Annotated in this window: 18 protein-coding genes; 17 read left to right on the top strand and 1 reads right to left on the bottom strand. The window is 66.5% G+C overall.

Annotated features, from left to right (window positions below):
- Positions 1 to 15: 15 nt before the first annotated feature.
- The 9 genes from AC4OR5_RS22425 to argR all read left to right on the top strand — a co-directional run bounded on the left by AC4OR5_RS22425 (position 16) and on the right by argR (position 9,846).
- Entirely contained in the window at positions 16 to 654 is a 639-nt protein-coding gene (locus AC4OR5_RS22425) for a TRAP transporter small permease (protein WP_058160027.1), read from the top strand.
- Complete coding sequence (dctM, locus tag AC4OR5_RS22420) at positions 651 to 1,934, top strand: C4-dicarboxylate TRAP transporter large permease protein DctM (protein WP_003085927.1); 1,284 nt, start codon at positions 651 to 653, stop codon at positions 1,932 to 1,934. Before AC4OR5_RS22425 ends, dctM begins: the two co-directional genes overlap by 4 nt.
- Positions 1,935 to 2,116: 182 nt before the next feature.
- Positions 2,117 to 4,072, top strand: a complete 1,956-nt coding sequence (gene acs / locus AC4OR5_RS22415) for an acetate--CoA ligase (RefSeq protein ID WP_003110260.1) — start codon at positions 2,117 to 2,119, stop codon at positions 4,070 to 4,072.
- A 540-nt stretch (positions 4,073 to 4,612) separates the two neighbouring features.
- Positions 4,613 to 5,392 (top strand): ABC transporter substrate-binding protein, encoded by a 780-nt coding sequence (locus AC4OR5_RS22410; RefSeq protein ID WP_003085932.1) that lies wholly within the window; start codon positions 4,613 to 4,615, stop codon positions 5,390 to 5,392.
- A gap of 118 nt (positions 5,393 to 5,510) precedes the next feature.
- Positions 5,511 to 6,200 (top strand): ABC transporter permease, encoded by a 690-nt coding sequence (locus AC4OR5_RS22405; protein ID WP_003085934.1) that lies wholly within the window; start codon positions 5,511 to 5,513, stop codon positions 6,198 to 6,200.
- Between the two features lie 16 nt (positions 6,201 to 6,216).
- Positions 6,217 to 6,915, top strand: a complete 699-nt coding sequence (locus AC4OR5_RS22400) for an ABC transporter permease (protein ID WP_003085936.1) — start codon at positions 6,217 to 6,219, stop codon at positions 6,913 to 6,915.
- Between the two features lie 13 nt (positions 6,916 to 6,928).
- On the top strand, positions 6,929 to 8,041 hold the full coding sequence (locus tag AC4OR5_RS22395) for a M14 family metallopeptidase (RefSeq protein WP_034028025.1): 1,113 nt from the start codon (positions 6,929 to 6,931) through the stop codon (positions 8,039 to 8,041).
- A gap of 18 nt (positions 8,042 to 8,059) precedes the next feature.
- Positions 8,060 to 8,824, top strand: a complete 765-nt coding sequence (aotP, locus tag AC4OR5_RS22390) for an arginine/ornithine transport ATP-binding protein AotP (protein ID WP_003085940.1) — start codon at positions 8,060 to 8,062, stop codon at positions 8,822 to 8,824.
- A 32-nt stretch (positions 8,825 to 8,856) separates the two neighbouring features.
- Positions 8,857 to 9,846, top strand: coding sequence for a transcriptional regulator ArgR (argR, locus tag AC4OR5_RS22385; RefSeq protein WP_003085944.1), 990 nt, complete (start codon positions 8,857 to 8,859; stop codon positions 9,844 to 9,846).
- Between the two features lie 20 nt (positions 9,847 to 9,866).
- On the opposite strand, the gene AC4OR5_RS22380 is transcribed toward argR, so the two are convergent.
- On the bottom strand, positions 9,867 to 10,190 hold the full coding sequence (locus AC4OR5_RS22380; RefSeq protein WP_079992396.1) for a hypothetical protein: 324 nt from the start codon (positions 10,188 to 10,190) through the stop codon (positions 9,867 to 9,869).
- Between the two features lie 166 nt (positions 10,191 to 10,356).
- On the opposite strand from AC4OR5_RS22380, the gene aruC reads away from it, so the two are divergent.
- From aruC to ltaE, 8 genes are all read left to right on the top strand, one after another.
- Complete coding sequence (aruC, locus tag AC4OR5_RS22375; protein WP_003085948.1) at positions 10,357 to 11,577, top strand: bifunctional succinylornithine transaminase/acetylornithine aminotransferase; 1,221 nt, start codon at positions 10,357 to 10,359, stop codon at positions 11,575 to 11,577.
- A 197-nt stretch (positions 11,578 to 11,774) separates the two neighbouring features.
- Complete coding sequence (gene aruF, locus AC4OR5_RS22370) at positions 11,775 to 12,791, top strand: arginine/ornithine succinyltransferase subunit alpha (protein WP_003085950.1); 1,017 nt, start codon at positions 11,775 to 11,777, stop codon at positions 12,789 to 12,791.
- 11 nt (positions 12,792 to 12,802) lie between these two features.
- On the top strand, positions 12,803 to 13,825 hold the full coding sequence (astA, locus tag AC4OR5_RS22365) for an arginine N-succinyltransferase (RefSeq protein ID WP_003110258.1): 1,023 nt from the start codon (positions 12,803 to 12,805) through the stop codon (positions 13,823 to 13,825).
- 42 nt (positions 13,826 to 13,867) lie between these two features.
- The gene (gene astD, locus AC4OR5_RS22360) at positions 13,868 to 15,334 is read left to right on the top strand and encodes a succinylglutamate-semialdehyde dehydrogenase (protein WP_023435825.1); all 1,467 of its coding nucleotides are present in this window, start codon (positions 13,868 to 13,870) and stop codon (positions 15,332 to 15,334) included.
- The gene (gene astB / locus AC4OR5_RS22355) at positions 15,331 to 16,677 is read left to right on the top strand and encodes an N-succinylarginine dihydrolase (RefSeq protein ID WP_003085956.1); all 1,347 of its coding nucleotides are present in this window, start codon (positions 15,331 to 15,333) and stop codon (positions 16,675 to 16,677) included. The genes astD and astB overlap by 4 nt, the downstream gene beginning before the upstream one ends.
- Before the next feature lie 13 nt (positions 16,678 to 16,690).
- Positions 16,691 to 16,981, top strand: coding sequence for a hypothetical protein (locus AC4OR5_RS22350; RefSeq protein ID WP_003085959.1), 291 nt, complete (start codon positions 16,691 to 16,693; stop codon positions 16,979 to 16,981).
- A 13-nt stretch (positions 16,982 to 16,994) separates the two neighbouring features.
- Positions 16,995 to 17,993 carry a succinylglutamate desuccinylase gene (astE, locus tag AC4OR5_RS22345; protein ID WP_003085962.1) on the top strand — a complete coding sequence of 333 codons (999 nt, stop codon included), beginning with the start codon at positions 16,995 to 16,997 and terminating at the stop codon, positions 17,991 to 17,993.
- A gap of 144 nt (positions 17,994 to 18,137) precedes the next feature.
- Positions 18,138 to 19,142 (top strand): low-specificity L-threonine aldolase, encoded by a 1,005-nt coding sequence (ltaE, locus tag AC4OR5_RS22340; RefSeq protein WP_003111717.1) that lies wholly within the window; start codon positions 18,138 to 18,140, stop codon positions 19,140 to 19,142.
- Positions 19,143 to 19,201 lie beyond the last annotated feature (59 nt).

Genomic DNA, 19,201 nt, shown 5'->3' with positions numbered 1-19,201 from the left:
GTGGAGAACGCTGCGATGAATCGACTCGTGCGCGTTTGGAACCGCTTCGAGGAGGGCGCTATCGCCTTCCTGCTGGCGGCGATGACGCTGGTGACCTTCCTCTATGTGGTGATGACCAACGTCTTCACCCTGTTCTACGACCTCGGCGACCGCCTGCCGACACTGCGGGTTCCGCTGTACTCGGTGGGCGACGCGATCCTCGGGGTAGCCCAGGACATGTCCTGGAGCAACGCGCTGACCAAGGCGCTGTTCGGCTGGCTGATCTTCCTCGGCATCGCCTACGGCGTGCGCACCGCCGGCCACCTCGGGGTGGACGCCCTGGTGCGCCTGGCGCCGCGTCCCTTGCAGCGCCTGATCGGGATACTCGCCTGCCTCTGCTGCCTGGGCTACGCCGGGCTGTTCATGGTCGCCAGCTACGACTGGGTGAAGACCCTGTTCGTCGCCGGCATCGGCGCCGAGGACCTCGACCACTTCGGCATCCTCCAGGCCTACATCGCGGTGGTGGTGCCGGTCGGCTTCGGCCTGGTGCTGCTGCGCTACCTGGAAATCCTCGTCAACCTGTTGCGCGGTCGCCAGCTCGGGCTGGGCCTCGCCGACGAGGCCGCCGAGGCCTCCAAACTGGCCGGCGAAGAGGCCGGGGAGAACCGCCCATGACCGTGCTGATCCTGTTCCTGCTGCTGTTCCTGTTCATGTTCATCGGCGTGCCCATCGCCATCTCCCTGGGGTTGTCCGGCGCCCTGACGATCCTGCTGTTCAGCCCGGATTCGGTGCGCTCGCTGGCGATCAAGCTGTTCGAGACCTCCGAGGCCTACACCCTGCTGGCGATCCCGTTCTTCCTGCTCTCCGGCGCGTTCATGACCACCGGTGGCGTGGCGCGGCGCCTGATCGACTTCGCCAATGCCTGCGTCGGGCATATCCGCGGCGGCCTGGCGATCGCTGCGGTGCTCGCTTGCATGCTGTTCGCCGCGCTGTCCGGTTCGTCGCCGGCGACAGTGGCGGCGGTCGGCTCGATCGCCGTGGCCGGCATGGTCCGCTCCGGCTATCCGCGCGCCTTCGGCGCGGGGATCATCTGCAATGCCGGGACCCTGGGCATCCTCATCCCGCCATCGATCGTGATGGTGGTCTACGCCGCCGCCACCGAGACCTCGGTGGGCAAGCTGTTCGTCGCCGGGGTGGTTCCGGGGTTGTTGCTCGGGGTGATCCTGATGGTGGTGATCTACATCGTCGCGCGGGTCAAGAAGCTGCCGGCGCAGCCGCGCGCCAGCTTCCGCGAGTGGCTGGCCGCCGCACGCCGTGCAGGCTGGGGCCTGTTGTTGCTGGTGATCATCCTCGGCGGCATCTATTCCGGGCTGTTCACCCCCACCGAGGCGGCGGCGGTGGCGGCGGTGTACTCGGCCTTCGTCGCGCTGTTCGTGTACAAGGACATGCGTCTGCGCGACTGTCCCAAGGTGCTGCTGGAGTCGGGGCGGCTGAGCATCATGCTGATGTTCATCATTGCCAACGCCATGCTCTTCGCCCATGTGTTGACCACCGAGCAGATCCCCCAGCAGATCACCGAATGGGTGGTGCAGGAAGGCCTGACCCCGATCGGCTTCCTGCTGATGGTCAACGTGGTGCTGCTGGTTGCCGGCAGCTTCATGGAGCCCTCGGCGATCGTGCTGATCCTGGCGCCGATCTTCTTCCCCATCGCCATGAAGCTGGGCATCGATCCGATCCACCTGGGTATCGTCATGGTGGTGAACATGGAGATCGGCCTGGTACACCCGCCAGTGGGCCTCAACCTGTTCGTCACCTCGGCGGTCACTGGCATGCCGCTGGGGGCGACCATCCGCGCGGCGCTGCCGTGGCTGATGATCCTGCTGCTGTTCCTGATCCTGGTGACCTACGTGCCGTTGATCTCGCTGTGGCTGCCGGGCCTGCTGGGCATGAGTTGAGGTCGCGGCGGCGGGGCGCGGGACGCGCTCCGCCGCCCGGCGCAAGGCTACGATCGGCGCGGCTTATAGCTACGATCGGCGCTGTCGCGCAGTGGTAAGACCATGGTCGTATGGTTCGTGGGGTGTGCGCTCGCTACAACTGGGCACAACAAAAACAACACTCACGTACCGAGGTTAAAGCCATGTCTGCGGCATCCCTGTACCCCGTGCACCCGGAAGCGGTGGCACGGACCTTCACCGACGAAGCCACCTACAAGACGATGTACCAGCAGTCCGTCGTCAACCCCGACGGCTTCTGGCGCGAGCAGGCCCAGCGGATCGACTGGATCAAGCCGTTCGAGAAGGTCAAGCAGACCTCCTTCGACGACCATCACGTGGACATCAAGTGGTTCGCCGACGGCACCCTCAACGTGTCGCACAACTGCCTCGACCGTCACCTCGCCGAACGCGGCGACCAGGTGGCGATCATCTGGGAAGGCGACGATCCTGCCGACCACCAGGAAATCACCTACCGCCAGCTCCACGAGCAGGTCTGCAAGTTCGCCAACGCCCTGCGCGGGCAGGACGTGCACCGCGGCGACGTAGTGACCATCTACATGCCGATGATCCCCGAGGCCGTGGTCGCCATGCTCGCCTGCACCCGCATCGGCGCGATCCACTCGGTGGTCTTCGGCGGCTTCTCCCCCGAGGCCCTGGCCGGACGCATCATCGATTGCAAGTCGAAGGTGGTGATCACCGCCGACGAAGGCGTGCGCGGCGGCAAGCGCACTCCGCTGAAGGCCAACGTCGACGACGCCCTGACCAACCCGGAAACCTCCAGCGTGCAGAAGATCATCGTCTGCAAGCGTACCGGCGCCGAGATCAAGTGGAACCAGCACCGCGACGTCTGGTACGACGACCTGATGAAGGTTGCCGGCAGCACTTGCGCACCCAAGGAAATGGGCGCCGAGGACCCGCTGTTCATCCTCTACACCTCCGGCTCCACCGGCAAGCCGAAGGGCGTGCTGCATACCACCGGCGGCTACCTGGTGTACGCCTCGCTGACCCACGAGCGGGTCTTCGACTACCGTCCGGGCGAAGTCTACTGGTGCACCGCCGACATCGGCTGGGTCACCGGCCACACCTACATCGTCTATGGCCCGTTGGCCAACGGCGCCACCACCATTCTGTTCGAGGGCGTACCGAACTACCCCGACGTGACCCGCGTGGCGAAGATCATCGACAAGCACAAGGTCAACATCCTCTACACCGCGCCGACCGCGATCCGCGCGATGATGGCCGAAGGCAAGGCGGCGGTGGCCGGTGCCGACGGTTCCAGCCTGCGTCTGCTCGGTTCGGTGGGCGAGCCGATCAACCCGGAAGCCTGGCAGTGGTACTACGAGACCGTCGGCCAGTCGCGCTGCCCGATCGTCGACACCTGGTGGCAGACCGAGACCGGCGCCTGCCTGATGACCCCGTTGCCGGGCGCCCATGCGATGAAGCCGGGCTCCGCGGCCAAGCCGTTCTTCGGCGTGGTCCCGGCGCTGGTGGACAACCTCGGCAACCTGATCGAAGGCGCTGCCGAGGGCAACCTGGTGATCCTCGACTCCTGGCCGGGCCAGGCGCGGACCCTGTTCGGCGACCATGACCGCTTCGTCGACACCTACTTCAAGACCTTCAAGGGCATGTACTTCACCGGCGATGGCGCGCGCCGCGACGAGGACGGCTACTACTGGATCACCGGGCGAGTCGACGACGTGCTCAACGTCTCCGGCCACCGCATGGGCACCGCCGAGGTGGAAAGCGCGATGGTCGCCCACCCGAAGGTCGCCGAGGCGGCGGTGGTCGGCATGCAGCACGACATCAAGGGGCAGGGCATCTATGTCTACGTCACCCTCAACTCCGGGGTCGAGCCGAGCGAGGCGCTGCGCCAGGAGCTGAAGCAATGGGTCCGCCGCGAGATCGGTCCGATCGCCACGCCGGATGTGATCCAGTGGGCGCCGGGACTGCCGAAGACCCGTTCGGGCAAGATCATGCGGCGCATCCTGCGCAAGATCGCCGCGGCCGAGTACGACACCCTCGGCGACATCTCCACCCTTGCCGACCCGGGCGTGGTCCAGCACCTGATCGAGACCCATCGCTCGATGCAGGCCGCCTGACTTCCGCCTGATCCGAAACGACCCCGCGCGGTGCGAGCCGCGCGGGGTCTTTCATTTGGCGCGGGCCGAGGAGGAGGGCGTTTCGAATGGGCTCGCGCCGGGAATGGGGCGGCGGTAACACTTCGGTGATGTGCGCTTGCGCATAATTGGGGCGAGAGGAAACGCCACGCACAGCCAAGGTGCGACACGGGGTAGCAGTCGAGGCGAGTCGTAGCGGCCAAGCCATTGAAGGAGAAGGAATTAGAAATTTATGGCTTGAGATTTGCTTTACTCATTGATTACACTTCGCGCTTTCCGGGCACAAATGTCGCTGCCTGTCAATATCGCCGAATGCCCTCTTCGGTGCTTTTATAATTAGTTGTCGCATTGAAGAAATAACCACTTTCGGCCTGTCGCTAGAATGCCGCTCACCCCAGCTGGCGCCCTGTCCACGAGAAGGCGCCATGCGCAAGAGCCGGTGATCACGCATATCCGTCGGCAGCCTGGGCAAGGTTCTATTTCTCCTGCCAATCGATGCCATCCCCTTCGAAGGAGTTCCAGATGAAGAAGCTCGCACTTCTCGGCGCCCTGGCGCTGTCCGTGCTCTCCCTGCCCACTTTCGCCGCCGACAAGCCGGTGCGCATCGGCATCGAGGCGGCCTACCCGCCGTTCTCGCTGAAGACCCCGGACGGCCAGCTGGCAGGCTTCGACGTGGATATCGGCAATGCCCTCTGCGAAGAGATGAAGGTGCAGTGCAAGTGGGTCGAGCAGGAGTTCGACGGCCTGATCCCGGCCCTCAAGGTGCGCAAGATCGATGCGATCCTCTCGTCGATGACCATCACCGACGAGCGCAAGCGTTCGGTGGACTTCACCAACAAGTACTACAACACCCCGGCGCGCTTCGTGATGAAGGAAGGCGCCAGCCTCAACGATCCCAAGGCCGACCTGAAGGGCAAGAAGGCCGGCGTGCTGCGTGGCAGCACCGCCGACCGCTACGCCTCCGCCGAACTGACCCCGGCCGGTGTCGAAGTGGTGCGCTACAACTCCCAGCAGGAAGCCAACATGGACCTGGTGGCCGGTCGCCTCGACGCGGTGGTCGCCGATTCGGTGAACCTCGAGGACGGCTTCCTCAAGACCGATGCCGGCAAGGGCTACGCCTTCGTCGGTCCGCAACTGACCGATGCCAAGTACTTCGGCGAAGGCGTCGGCATCGCCGTGCGCAAGGGCGATAGCGAGCTGGCCGGCAAGTTCAACGCGGCCATCGACGCGCTGCGCGCCAACGGCAAGTACAAGCAGATCCAGGACAAGTACTTCAGCTTCGACGTCTACGGTTCGAACTGACGCTATCCGTCAGAGGTGGCACAAACGTCCGCGACGCCTCGCGCTGTTTGTGCCACTTTTTTATTGACTGGACGCCACTGCTTTAGCGCTGCATTAGCTGCATAGAGGTACCGTTTTGATGATCACTGGCTACGGTGCGACCATCGTCGATGGCGCCTGGCTGACTCTCCAGCTGGCCCTGCTTTCCATGCTCCTGGCCATCGTCCTCGGCCTGCTGGGCGCGGCCTTCCGCCTGTCGCCGGTGCGCTGGCTGGCCTGGTGCGGCGACCTGTACGCCACGGTAGTGCGCGGCATCCCCGACCTGGTGCTGATCCTGCTGATCTTCTACGGTGGCCAGGGCCTGCTGAACTGGGTCGCCCCGCAACTCGGCTACGACGACTACATCGACCTGAATCCCTTCGTGTCCGGCGTCGGCACCCTCGGCTTCATCTTCGGCGCCTATCTCTCGGAGACCTTCCGCGGCGCCTTCATGGCGATTCCCAAGGGCCAGGGCGAGGCCGGCTACGCCTACGGCATGAGCCACCGCCAGGTGTTCTTCCGCATCCAGGTGCCGCAGATGATCCGCCTGGCGATCCCCGGCTTCACCAACAACTGGCTGGTGCTGGTCAAGGCCACCGCGCTGATTTCCGTGGTCGGCCTGCAGGACATGATGTTCAAGGCCAAGCAGGCCTCCGATGCGACCCGCGAGCCGTTCACCTACTACCTCGCCGTGGCCGGCCTGTACCTGCTGGTGACCAGCGTGTCGCTGCTGTTGCTGCGCCTGCTCGAACGCCGCTATTCGGTCGGCGTGAAAACCGCGGAACTGTGAGTCAAGGGGCCCTATCGTGATCTTCGATTTCTCCGTCATCTGGGACAGCCTTCCGCTCTATTTCGACGGCCTGCTGGTCACCCTCAAGCTGCTCTCGATCTCCCTGCTGATCGGCCTGCTGCTGGCGGTGCCGCTAGCGCTGATGCGGGTCTCCAAGCAGCCGCTGGTGAACTTCCCGGCCTGGCTCTATACCTACGTGATCCGCGGCACGCCGATGCTGGTCCAGTTGTTCCTGATCTACTACGGCCTGGCGCAGTTCGACGCGGTGCGCGAGAGCGCGCTGTGGCCCTGGCTGTCGAACGCGTCCTTCTGCGCCTGCCTGGCGTTCGCCATCAACACCAGCGCCTACACCGCCGAGATCCTCGCCGGCAGCCTGAAGGCCACGCCCCATGGCGAGATCGAGGCGGCCAAGGCGATGGGCATGTCGCGCCTGAAGATGTACCGCCGCATCCTCCTGCCATCGGCACTGCGGCGTGCGCTGCCGCAGTACAGCAACGAAGTGATCATGATGCTGCAGACCACCAGCCTGGCGTCCATCGTCACCCTGGTGGACATCACCGGCGCCGCGCGAACCGTCTATTCGCAGTACTACCTGCCGTTCGAAGCGTTCATCACCGCCGGTCTGTTCTACCTGTGCCTGACCTTCATCCTGGTGCGCCTGTTCAAGCTTGCCGAGCGCCGCTGGCTGGCTTACCTGGCGCCGCGCAAATCCTGATCCGGAGGACCGCATGGAGCGTATCGACCACCTGCTGCCGTGGAGCACCCTGGGAAGCGAGAAGCGCCTGAGCGTGTTTCGCTTCGGCTGCGGCGCGCGCAAGGTCTACATCCAGTCCAGCCTGCACGCCGACGAGCTGCCGGGCATGCGCACCGCCTGGGAGCTGAAGCAGCGGTTGCGCCTGCTGGAGGCGGAAGGCCGCCTGCGCGGTACCGTCGAGCTGGTGCCGGTGGCCAATCCGGTCGGTCTCGGGCAGATGATCCAGGCGCTGCACCAGGGGCGCTTCGAAATGAGCAGCGGGCGCAACTTCAACCGCGATTTCCCCGACCTGCTGGACGCGGTGATCGACAGTGTCGGCGAGCGTCTCGGCAGCGATCCGGCGGCCAATGTCGCGCTGGTCCGCCAGGGCCTGCGCGCGGCGCTGGACGCCCTGCCGCCGGCGACCTCGGAACTGGAGGGCATGCAGCGCCTGCTCTATCGCCACGCCTGCGACGCCGACCTGGTGCTCGACCTGCATTGCGACTTCGAGGCCGCCATCCATCTCTATACCCTGCCGCAGCAATGGCCCGCCTTCGCCTCCCTGGCCGCACGCCTGGGCGCCGCTGTCGGGCTGCTCGCCGAGGAGTCCGGCGGCGGTTCCTTCGACGAGGCCTGCTCGGTGCCGTGGCTGCGCCTGTCGCGCCTGTATCCGCGCGCCGAGCTGCCGCTGGCCTGCCTGGCGACCACCGTCGAACTCGGCGGCCAGGCCGATACCACGGCGCAGCAGGCCGAGGCCAACGCCGCGGCGATCCTGGCCTTCCTCGCCGAGCAGGGCTTCGTCGAGGGCGAATGGCCGGCGGCGCCCGAAGCCTGCTGCGAAGGCTTGCCCTTCGAAGGCACCGAATACGTCCACGCGCCGCATACCGGCGTGGTGAGTTTCCTGCGCCGGCCGGGCGAATGGGTGGAGGCGGGCGAACCGCTGTTCCAGGTCATCGATCCCCTGGCCGACCGTGCCAGCACCGTGTGCGCCGGGGTCTCCGGCGTGCTTTTCGCCATCGAACGGATGCGCTACGCGCAGCCGGGACTCTGGCTGGCCAAGGTGGCCGGTCGTCAACCGATCCGTCAGGGACGCTTGCTCAGCGACTGATTAGCCGAGAACACACACATGTACAAACTGGAAGTCCAAGACCTGCACAAGCGCTACGGTAGCCACGAGGTGCTCAAGGGCGTCTCGCTGGCGGCGAAAGCGGGCGACGTGATCAGCATCATCGGCTCGAGCGGTTCCGGCAAGAGCACCTTCCTGCGCTGCATCAACCTGCTGGAGCAGCCGCACGCCGGCAAGATCCTGCTCAACGGCGAGGAGCTGAAGCTGGTGCCCGGCCGCGACGGCGCGCTGAAGGCCGCCGACTCCCGCCAGTTGCAGCGCATGCGCTCGCGCCTGTCGATGGTGTTCCAGCATTTCAACCTGTGGTCGCACATGAGCGCCCTGGAGAACGTCATCGAGGCGCCCGTGCATGTACTCGGCGTGTCGAAGAAGGAAGCCATCGAGAAGGCCGAGCACTACCTGGCCAAGGTCGGCGTGGCGCACCGCAAGGACGCCTACCCGGCGCACATGAGCGGCGGCGAGCAGCAGCGCGTGGCGATCGCCCGGGCGCTGGCGGTGGAGCCGGAAGTGATGCTGTTCGACGAGCCGACCTCGGCGCTCGACCCCGAACTGGTGGGCGAAGTGCTGAAGGTCATGCAGGACCTGGCGCAGGAAGGTCGCACCATGGTGGTGGTGACCCACGAGATGGGTTTCGCCCGCGAGGTGTCGAACCAGTTGGTGTTCCTGCACAAGGGCCTGGTCGAGGAACACGGCTGCCCGAAGGAAGTCCTCGCCAACCCGCAGTCGGACCGCCTCAAGCAGTTCCTCTCCGGCAGCCTCAAGTAACATTCATCGCAGAGGCCGGCTAAGCTGCTCCCATGACTGCCCAACCCCAACGCATCGGTTTCCTCCTCTGGCCCGCCACCCGCGCGCTGACGCTATCGCTTGCCGAGGAAGCCCTGCGGGCGGCCCGGCGGTTGCACCCCGAGGCGCTCTACGAGCCGCTGTTCCTGCTCGCCGAAGCGCCGGCCGAAGAGGAGGGCTGGCGCCTGCCGGGAACGGCCTGGAACGGCAGGCTGGAGCAATGCTCGCGGCTGTTCCTGGTCGCCGACGAGGCGCCGGCGGCGGTGTCGCCAGCGCTGGGCCTGGCGCTCAAGCAACTGGCGCGTTCGGGAGCGGCGATCGGCGCACTGTCCGCCGGCATCTACCCGCTGGCCCAGCTCGGCCTGCTCGACGGTTATCGCGCCGCGGTGCACTGGCGTTGGCACGATGACTTCACCGAGCGCTTCCCCAAGGTCATCGCCACCAACCACCTGTTCGAGTGGGATCGCGACCGCATGACCGCCTGCGGCGGCATGGCGGTACTCGACCTGCTGTTGGCGCTGCTGTCCCGCGACCATGGCGCTGAACTGGCCGGCGCGGTCTCGGAGGAGTTGGTGGTGGAGCGCATCCGCGAAGGCAACGAGCGCCAGCGCATCCCGCTGAAGAATCGCCTCGGCTCCAGCCATCCGAAGCTGACCCAGGCGGTACTGCTGATGGAAGCCAATATCGAGGAGCCACTGACCACCGACGAGATCGCCCAGCATGTGTGCGTTTCGCGGCGCCAGTTGGAACGGATCTTCAAGCAATACCTGAACCGCGTACCCAGCCAGTACTACCTGGAGCTGCGCCTGAACCGCGCGCGGCAGATGCTGATGCAGACCAGCAAGTCGATCATCCAGATCGGCCTGTCCTGCGGTTTCTCTTCCGGGCCGCATTTCTCCAGCGCCTACCGCAACTTCTTCGGCGTCACTCCGCGCGAGGACCGCAACCAGCGGCGCGGCGGCAGCGCCTTCGAGACGACCTTCACTCCCGTCGAACGCGGCTGATCGCCAACGGCGCGGCGTTTTCAGCCGGGCTTTGCGACGCCCCGGGAGGCGGATCGCCTCGGAAAGTCGCCGAGTTCGCGACGGGCCGTCGGAATGATCGCCTCCAGCAGTTCCAGCGGAACGTCGCTGGCGAACAGGTTGACCACGAAACGCCGGCCGGCGTCGTCGCGAAAGACCTCGAACAGCGGCTGTTCGCCGCGCCAGCACTCCAGGCCGAGGCCGTCGCGTGGATTGACGTCGGAGGCGAAGACGAGATGGTAGTCGATTCCCTCGATGGGCATGGCTTGTTTCCCTGCTGTTCCCGCCCGCGGGGCGGCGTAGAAGAAGTATGCACCCGAGTGCATCGCGCGTTTACACTGCGCCTTCCCGATGCTTTCTGTCGCATTTCCGAAAGCCGCGGAAATTCCCGGGTTGGCGCTATAACAAGTTGTCGCATGGCGGCAATGCCGGCCCGGTCCCAATCCCTACAATCCTTTCATCGATAGCCGCCTTCAGGCAGGAGAAACACCGATGTCCGCTCCCCATGCGCAGGTAGAACGTGCCGATTTCGACCGGTATATGGTCCCCAACTACGCCCCCGCCGCCTTCATCCCGGTGCGAGGCGAGGGATCGCGCGTCTGGGACCAGAGCGGCCGCGAACTGATCGATTTCGCCGGCGGCATCGCCGTGACCTCCCTGGGCCACGCGCATCCGGCGCTGGTCAAGGCGCTCACCGAGCAGGCCCAGCGCATCTGGCACGTTTCCAACGTCTTCACCAACGAGCCGGCCCTGCGCCTGGCGCGCAAGCTGGTGGACGCCACCTTCGCCGAGCGGGTGTTCCTCGCCAACTCCGGCGCCGAGGCCAACGAGGCGGCCTTCAAGCTGGCTCGCCGCTACGCCAACGATGTCTACGGCCCGCAGAAGTACGAGATCATCGCGGCCAGCAACAGCTTCCACGGGCGCACCCTGTTCACCGTCAACGTCGGCGGCCAGCCGAAGTATTCCGATGGCTTCGGGCCCAAGTTCGAGGGTATCACCCACGTTCCCTACAACGACCTGGAAGCGCTGAAGGCGGCGATCTCCGACAAGACCTGCGCCGTGGTGCTGGAACCGATCCAGGGCGAGGGCGGCGTGCTGCCGGCGCAGCAGGCCTACCTGGAAGGGGCGCGCAAGCTGTGCGACGAGCACAACGCGCTGCTGGTCTTCGACGAGGTCCAGAGCGGCATGGGCCGGGTCGGCGAGCTGTTCGCCTACATGCACTACGGCGTGGTCCCGGACATCCTCTCCAGCGCCAAGAGCCTGGGCGGCGGCTTCCCTATCGGTGCGATGCTGACCACCGGCGAGATCGCCAAGCACCTGTCGGTCGGCACCCACGGCACCACCTACGGCGGCAACCCGCTGGCGTCGGCGGTGGCCGAGGCGGCGCTGGACGTGATCAATACCCCGGAAGTGCTGGATGGCGTGAAGGCCAAGCATGAGCGCTTCAAGTCCCGTCTGCAGAAGATCGGCCAGGAGTACGGCATCTTCGGCGAGATTCGCGGCATGGGCCTGCTGATCGGCGCGGCGCTGACCGACGAGTGGAAGGGCAAGGCCAGGGATGTGCTCAACGCCGCCGAGAAAGAGGCGGTCATGGTGCTCCAGGCCAGCCCGGACGTGGTGCGCTTCGCGCCGAGCCTGGTGATCGACGACGCCGAGATCGACGAAGGCCTGGAGCGCTTCGAGCGCGCCGTGGCCAAGCTGGTCCGCGGCTGAGCGAACCCACGGGGCCCCGGCGCAGGCCGGGGCCCCGATGCGACATCCCGGAGCGGCCCGCGCCGGAGCCGGGAACCGTGCCGCCGTGCGTGGCGCGGGATCTTCCCTGCTGGACGTTCGAAACCGTGGCACAGGAAGGTGCCGCGGTCCCGCGCATGGATGCGGCAATCATCGTTGTCTGAGAAAGGAGTGACGCCATGTTGGTGATGCGCCCCGCCCAAGCGGCCGACCTGCCACAGGTGCAGCGTCTGGCGGCGGACAGCCCGGTAGGCGTCACGTCCTTGCCGGATGACGCCGAACGCCTGCGCGACAAGATCCTCGCTTCCGAGGCCTCGTTCGCCGCGGAGGTGAGCTACAACGGCGAGGAAAGCTATTTCTTCGTCCTCGAGGACAGCGCCAGCGGCGAGCTGGTCGGCTGCTCGGCGATCGTCGCCTCGGCCGGGTTCTCGGAACCGTTCTACAGCTTCCGCAACGAAACCTTCGTGCACGCCTCGCGCTCGCTGTCGATCCACAACAAGATCCATGTCCTCTCGCTGTGCCACGACCTTACCGGCAACAGCCTGCTGACCAGTTTCTACGTACAGCGCGACCTGGTGCAGAGCGTCTATGCCGAACTCAACTCGCGCGGTCGCCTGCTGTTCATGGCCAGCCATCCGGAGCGCTTCGCCGACGCGGTGGTGGTGGAGATCGTCGGCTACAGCGACGAGCAGGGCGAATCGCCGTTCTGGAACGCGGTCGGGCGCAACTTCTTCGACCTGAACTACATCGAGGCGGAAAAGCTCTCCGGGCTGAAGAGCCGCACCTTCCTCGCCGAACTGATGCCGCACTATCCGATCTACGTGCCACTGTTGCCGGATGCCGCCCAGGAGTCCATGGGCCAGGTCCACCCGCGAGCGCAGATCACCTTCGACATCCTGATGCGCGAAGGCTTCGAGACCGACAACTACATCGACATCTTCGATGGCGGCCCGACCCTGCACGCGCGTACCTCGGGGATTCGCTCGATCGCCCAGAGCCGGGTGGTTCCGGTGAAGATCGGCGAGGCGCCGAAGAGCGGGCGTCCATACCTGGTCACCAACGGCCAGTTGCAGGACTTCCGCGCGGTCGTGCTGGACCTGGACTGGGCGCCCGGCAAGCCGGTGGCCCTGAGTGTTGAAGCCGCCGAGGCCCTGGGCGTCGGCGAAGGCGCCAGCGTGCGCCTGGTAGCGGTCTGAAGGAGCCAGTCATGATCGTACGTCCTGTTACCAGCGCCGACCTGCCGGCCCTGATCGAGCTGGCGCGCAGCACCGGCACCGGCCTGACCACCCTGCCGGCCAACGAGCAGCGCCTGCAGCATCGCGTCAGCTGGGCCGAGAAGGCCTTCCGCGGCGAGGCCGAACGCGGCGACGCCGACTACCTGTTCGTCCTCGAGGACGACGCCGGCAAGGTCGTCGGCATCTCCGCCATCGCCGGAGCGGTGGGGCTTCGCGAACCCTGGTACAACTACCGGGTCGGCCTCACCGTGAGCGCCTCGCAGGAACTCAACATCCATCGCGAGATCCCCACGCTGTTCCTGGCCAACGACCTGACCGGCAATTCCGAGCTGTGCTCGCTGTTCCTCCACGCCGACCACCGCAGCGGCCTCAACGGCAAGCTGCTGTCGCGCGCGCGCTTCCTGTTCATCGCCGAATTCCGCCACCTGTTCGGCGACAAGCTGATCGCCGAGATGCGCGGCATGTCCGACGAGGAGGGGCGTTCGCCATTCTGGGAAAGCCTCGGCCGGCACTTCTTCAAGATGGAATTCTCCCAGGCCGACTACCTCACCGGGGTCGGCAACAAGGCCTTCATCGCCGAGCTGATGCCGAAGTTCCCGCTCTACACCTGCTTCCTCTCCGAGGAGGCGCGCGGGGTGATCGGCCGCGTCCATCCGAACACCGAGCCGGCGCTGGCCATGCTCAAGGCCGAGGGCTTCAGCTACCAGGGCTACGTCGACATCTTCGACGCCGGCCCGGCGATCGAGGCCGAGACCGACAAGATCCGCGCCATCGCCGAGAGCCAGAACCTGGTGCTGGCGGTGGGCACTCCCGGCGACGACGCCGAGCCCTACCTGATCCACAACCGCAAGCGCGAAGACTGTCGCATCACCGCCGCGCCGGCGCGGGCCGCCGCCGGCACCCTGGTGGTCGATCCGCTGACTGCCAAGCGCCTGCGCCTGTCGGCCGGCGCCTCGGTACGCGCAGTGCCGCTGTCGGCGCAGAAGCGCGCTTGAAAGCCTGATGGAGGCGTCCCGGCGAGGGCGCCCGAGGAGTCGATGATGAGTACCCATTACATTGCCGGCCAGTGGCTGGCGGGCCAGGGCGAGACCCTGGAGTCCCTCGACCCGGTTGGCCAGGGCGTGGTCTGGTCCGGGCGCGGCGCTGACGCCGCCCAGGTCGATGCCGCCGTGCGCGCCGCCCGCGAGGCCTTCCCGGCCTGGGCGCGGCGCCCGCTGGAGCAGCGCATCGAGTTGCTCGAGCGCTTCGCTGCGACCCTCAAGTCCCGCGCCGACGAGCTGGCCCGGGCGATCGGCGAGGAAACCGGCAAGCCGCTGTGGGAGTCGGCCACCGAAGTGACCAGCATGGTCAACAAGGTGGCGATCTCGGTGCAGGCGTTCCGCGAGCGCACCGGCGAGAAGTCCGGTCCGCTGGCCGACGCCACCGCCGTGCTGCGGCACAAGCCGCATGGCGTGGTGGCGGTATTCGGTCCCTACAATTTCCCCGGCCACCTGCCCAACGGGCATATCGTCCCGGCGCTGCTGGCCGGTAACTGCGTGGTGTTCAAGCCCAGCGAGCTGACCCCGAAGGTCGCCGAGCTGACGCTCAAGGCCTGGATCGAGGCCGGCCTGCCGGCCGGCGTGCTCAACCTGGTCCAGGGCGGTCGCGAAACCGGCGTCGCGCTGGCCGCCCACCGTGGGCTCGACGGTCTGTTCTTCACCGGTTCCAGTCGCACCGGCAACCTGCTGCACAGCCAATTCGGTGGCCAGCCGCAGAAAATCCTGGCACTGGAGATGGGCGGCAACAACCCGCTGGTGGTGGAGGAGGTCGCCGACCTCGACGCCGCCGTCTACACCATCATCCAGTCCGCCTTCATCTCCGCAGGCCAGCGTTGCACCTGCGCCCGCCGCCTGCTGGTGCCGCAGGGCGCCTGGGGCGACGCACTGCTGGCGCGCCTGGTGGCGGTCAGCGCTACCCTGCGGGTCGGTCGCTTCGACGAACAGCCGGCGCCGTTCATGGGCGCGGTGATTTCGCTGAGCGCCGCCGAGCACCTGCTCAAGGCCCAGGAGCATTTGATCGGCAAGGGCGCACAGCCGCTGCTGGCGATGACCCAGCCGATCGACGGCGCCGCCCTGCTGACCCCGGGCATCCTCGACGTCAGCGCGGTGGCCGAGCGACCGGACGAAGAGTTCTTCGGGCCGCTGTTGCAAGTGATCCGCTACTCCGATTTCGCTGCGGCGATCCGTGAAGCCAACGCCACCCAGTACGGCCTGGCCGCCGGGTTGCTGTCGGATTCCCGCGAGCGTTTCGAGCAGTTCCTCGTGGAAAGCCGCGCCGGCATCGTCAACTGGAACAAGCAGCTCACCGGCGCCGCCAGCAGCGCGCCGTTCGGCGGTATCGGCGCGTCCGGCAACCACCGGCCGAGCGCCTACTACGCCGCCGATTACTGCGCCTATCCGGTCGCCTCGCTGGAAAGCCCCAGCGTGTCCCTTCCTGCCACCCTGACTCCCGGGATCAGCCTATGAATGCCCATGAAGTGAATTTCGACGGCCTGGTCGGCCCGACCCACAACTACGGCGGCCTGTCCTACGGCAATGTCGCTTCGCAAAGCAACAGCCAGGCGGTGTCCAACCCGAAGGAAGCGGCGAAGCAGGGCCTGGCGAAGATGAAGGCGCTGATGGAGATGGGTTTCAAGCAGGGGGTACTCGCTCCGCAAGCCCGCCCGGATACCGCTGCGCTGCGTAGCCTGGGCTTCTCCGGCAGCGACGAGGAGGTGATCCGCCGTGCGGCGAAGGAAGCGATGCCTCTCCTCGCCGCCTGCAGCTCGGCGTCGAGCATGTGGACCGCCAATGCCGCCACGGTCAGCCCGAGTGCCGACACCGCCGACGGCCGCGTGCATTTCACCGCGGCCAACCTGAACTGCAAGTTCCACCGATCCATCGAGCATCCCACCACCAGCCGCGTGCTGGCGGCGATGTTCAACGACGAGCGGCATTTCGCCCATCACGCGGCGCTGCCGGCAGTGAGCCAGTTCGGCGACGAAGGCGCGGCCAACCACACGCGCTTCTGCAAGGACTATGGCGATGCCGGCGTGGAGTTCTTCGTCTTCGGTCGCAGCGCCTTCGACAGTCGCTTCCCGGCGCCGCAACGCTATCCGGCGCGCCAGACCCTGGAAGCCTGCCAGGCCGTCGCGCGTCTGCACGGGCTGAGCGAGGCCGGAGTGGTCTACGCTCAACAGAACCCGGCGGTGATCGACCAGGGCGTGTTCCACAACGATGTGATCTCGGTGGGCAATGGCGAGGTGCTGTTCCATCACGAGGACGCCTTCCTCGATACCGAGAAGGTCCTTGCCGAACTGCACGACAAGCTTGGCCGCCGCGGCGGCCGCTTCCGCGCCATCTGCGTGCCGCGCGACCAGGTCGCGGTGGAGGACGCGGTGAAGTCCTATCTGTTCAACAGCCAACTGCTGTCGAAGGCCGACGGTTCGATGCTGCTGGTGGTACCGGAGGAGTGCCGGAACAACCCGCGGGTCTGGAACTACCTGGACCAGCTCACCGGCGACGACGGCCCGATCCGCGAAGTGAAGGTCTTCGACCTCAAGCAGAGCATGCAGAACGGCGGCGGCCCGGCCTGCCTGCGCTTGCGCGTGGCGCTGCAGGAGCGGGAGCTGGCGGCGGTGAATCCGGGGGTGATCATGAGCGCCGGCCTGTACGACACGCTGGTAGCCTGGGTCGACCGGCACTACCGCGACCGCCTGAGCGAGACCGACCTGGCCGACCCGCAACTGCTGCTGGAGTGCCGGACGGCATTGGATGAACTGACGCAGATCCTTAAACTGGGCTCGGTTTATTCCTTCCAACTCGATTGAGAGCCTCGCCACCATGTCCGATAGCCTGCAACTGATCCTCGAAGATACCGACGGCACCCAGCTGGAAACTTCCTGCACCCGTTTCGCCGTAGTCTGGCAGGGCAAGGAAGTGTGGGTCCAGCAAGCCGGCAACGGCCAGTTGCTGATCGGCGTCGACGTCGAAGACGGCGATACCGAATACACCAACCTGCTGTTGCGGCCGATGGCGACCAACCTGGTCAGCCTGCAACTGGAGATGGAGCCGATCGAAGAGGGCGACGACCACGAGCACGGCCCCGACTGCGGCTGCGACCACACCCACTGACTGAGGACATCCCATGCTCGCCCTCGGCAAACTGCTCGACTTGACCCTGGCCGGCCGCGAGCCGACCGAGAAGATCCAGCTCACCGCCGACGGCACCCGCCTGCACTGGCTGGCCGAGGGCGCGCTGGAAGTCACGCCGATCGGCGCCCGCGACAACGGCGTCGACCTGTTGCTCTCGGCCGGTATCCACGGCAACGAGACCGCGCCCATCGAACTGCTCGAACGGCTGATCCGCAAGGTCGCCGCGGGCACCCTCAAGCCTGCCGCCAGGGTCCTCTTCCTGTTCGGCAATCCCGAAGCCATCCGCCGCGGCGAGCGCTACGTCGAACAGGACATGAACCGCCTGTTCAACGGTCGCCACGAGGAGGGCAGCGGCAACGAGGCCTTCCGTGCCGCCGAGCTGGAGCGCTTGGCCCAGGTGTTCTTCAGCAAGACCGAGCGAGTCCACCTGCACTACGACCTGCATACCGCGATCCGCGGCTCGAAGATCGAGCAGTTCGCCCTCTACCCCTGGGCCGAGGGCCGCGAGCATTCCCGCAGCGAACTGGCCCGCCTGCGCGACGCCGGCATCGAGGCGGTGCTGTTGCAGAACAAGCCGGGCATCACCTTCAGCGCCTACACCTACGGCCAGCTCGGCGCCGAGGCCTTTACCCTGGAACTGGGCAAGGCACGTCCGTTCGGAGAGAACCAGGAGGTCAACCTGGAGCGCCTGGAGCGGAGCCTGGAGCTGCTGATCGACGGCAGCGAGGAACAGCCGGACGGCTCCCGACTCGATGGCCTCAAGCTGTTCAGCGTGTCGCGCGAGGTGATCAAGCACAGCGACCACTTCCGCCTGCACCTCGACGACGACGTGGCCAACTTCACCGAACTCTCGCCGGGCTACCTGCTGGCCGAGGATATCGGCGGCACGCGCTGGGTGGTGGAGGAGGTCGGCGCGCGCATCATCTTCCCCAATCCGCGGGTGAAGAACGGCCTGCGCGCCGGAATCCTGGTGGTGCCGGCCAAGCTCTGAGATGTATCGGCCTTCCCTCTCGATCATGACGGAGCGCTTCGGCGCTCCGTTTCCGTTGCGGCCGGGAAGATTTCCCGACTTCCCTTGTGGCTGTCGGTAGAGCGCCGTAGGATCGGGCTTTTCCGCCGAACCGAGGAGCCCTCCGTGCCTGTCATCGACCTGCGCAGCGACACCGTCACCCAGCCCACCGCCGGCATGCGCGAAGCCATGGCCGCGGCCGAACTGGGCGACGACGTCTATGGCGAGGACCCTACGGTCAACCGCCTGGAGGCCGAACTGGCGGCGCGCCTGGGCTTCGCCGCGGCGCTCTTCGTACCGACCGGGACCATGAGCAACCTGCTCGGATTGATGGCCCACTGCGAGCGCGGCGACGAATACATCGTCGGCCAGCAGGCGCATACCTACAAATACGAGGGCGGCGGTGCCGCGGTGCTGGGCTCGATCCAGCCGCAGCCGATCGACGGCGAGGCCGACGGATCGCTCGACCTGGACAAGGTCGCGGCGGCGATCAAGGCCGACGACTTCCATTTCGCCAGGACCCGCCTGCTGGCCCTGGAAAACACCATGCAGGGCAAGGTGCTGCCGCTCGACTACCTGGCCGCGGCGCGCGCTTTCACTCGCGCGCGTGGCCTGGCCCTGCACCTGGATGGCGCGCGCCTGTACAACGCGGCGGTGAAGCTGGGCGTAGACGCCAGCGAAATCACCCGGCACTTCGACTCGGTGTCGGTGTGCCTGTCCAAGGGCCTCGGTGCGCCGGTGGGCTCGGTGCTTTGCGGCAGCGTCGAACTGATCGGCAAGGCCCGTCGCTGGCGCAAGATGGTCGGCGGCGGGATGCGCCAGGCCGGTCTGCTGGCGGCTGCCGGCCTGTACGCCCTCGATCACCAGGTGGCACGCCTGGCCGACGACCACGCCAACGCCGCGCGCCTGGGCGACGGGCTGCGCGAACTGGGCTATGCGGTGGAGCCGGTGCAGACCAACATGGTCTACGTCGATGTCGGCGAGCGGGCGGTCGCGCTGCGCGACTTCCTCGCCGAGCGCGAGGTGCGGATCAGCGCGGCGGCGCGTTTGCGCCTGGTCACCCACCTGGACGTTTCCGCCGAGTCCATAGGACAAGTACTGGATGCCTTCGCGGCCTTTCGTCGCTCATAAGCGAAAAGGTCGGCAATAGGCAATAACTATCGCGCAAATACACTACAACCTTGCCCAAG

It is taken from the genome of Pseudomonas sp. YA1 (genome assembly GCF_058680555.1).
The sequence above is the reverse complement of the archived record's forward strand: the minus strand, read 5'-3'. Positions and strand labels throughout refer to the sequence as shown.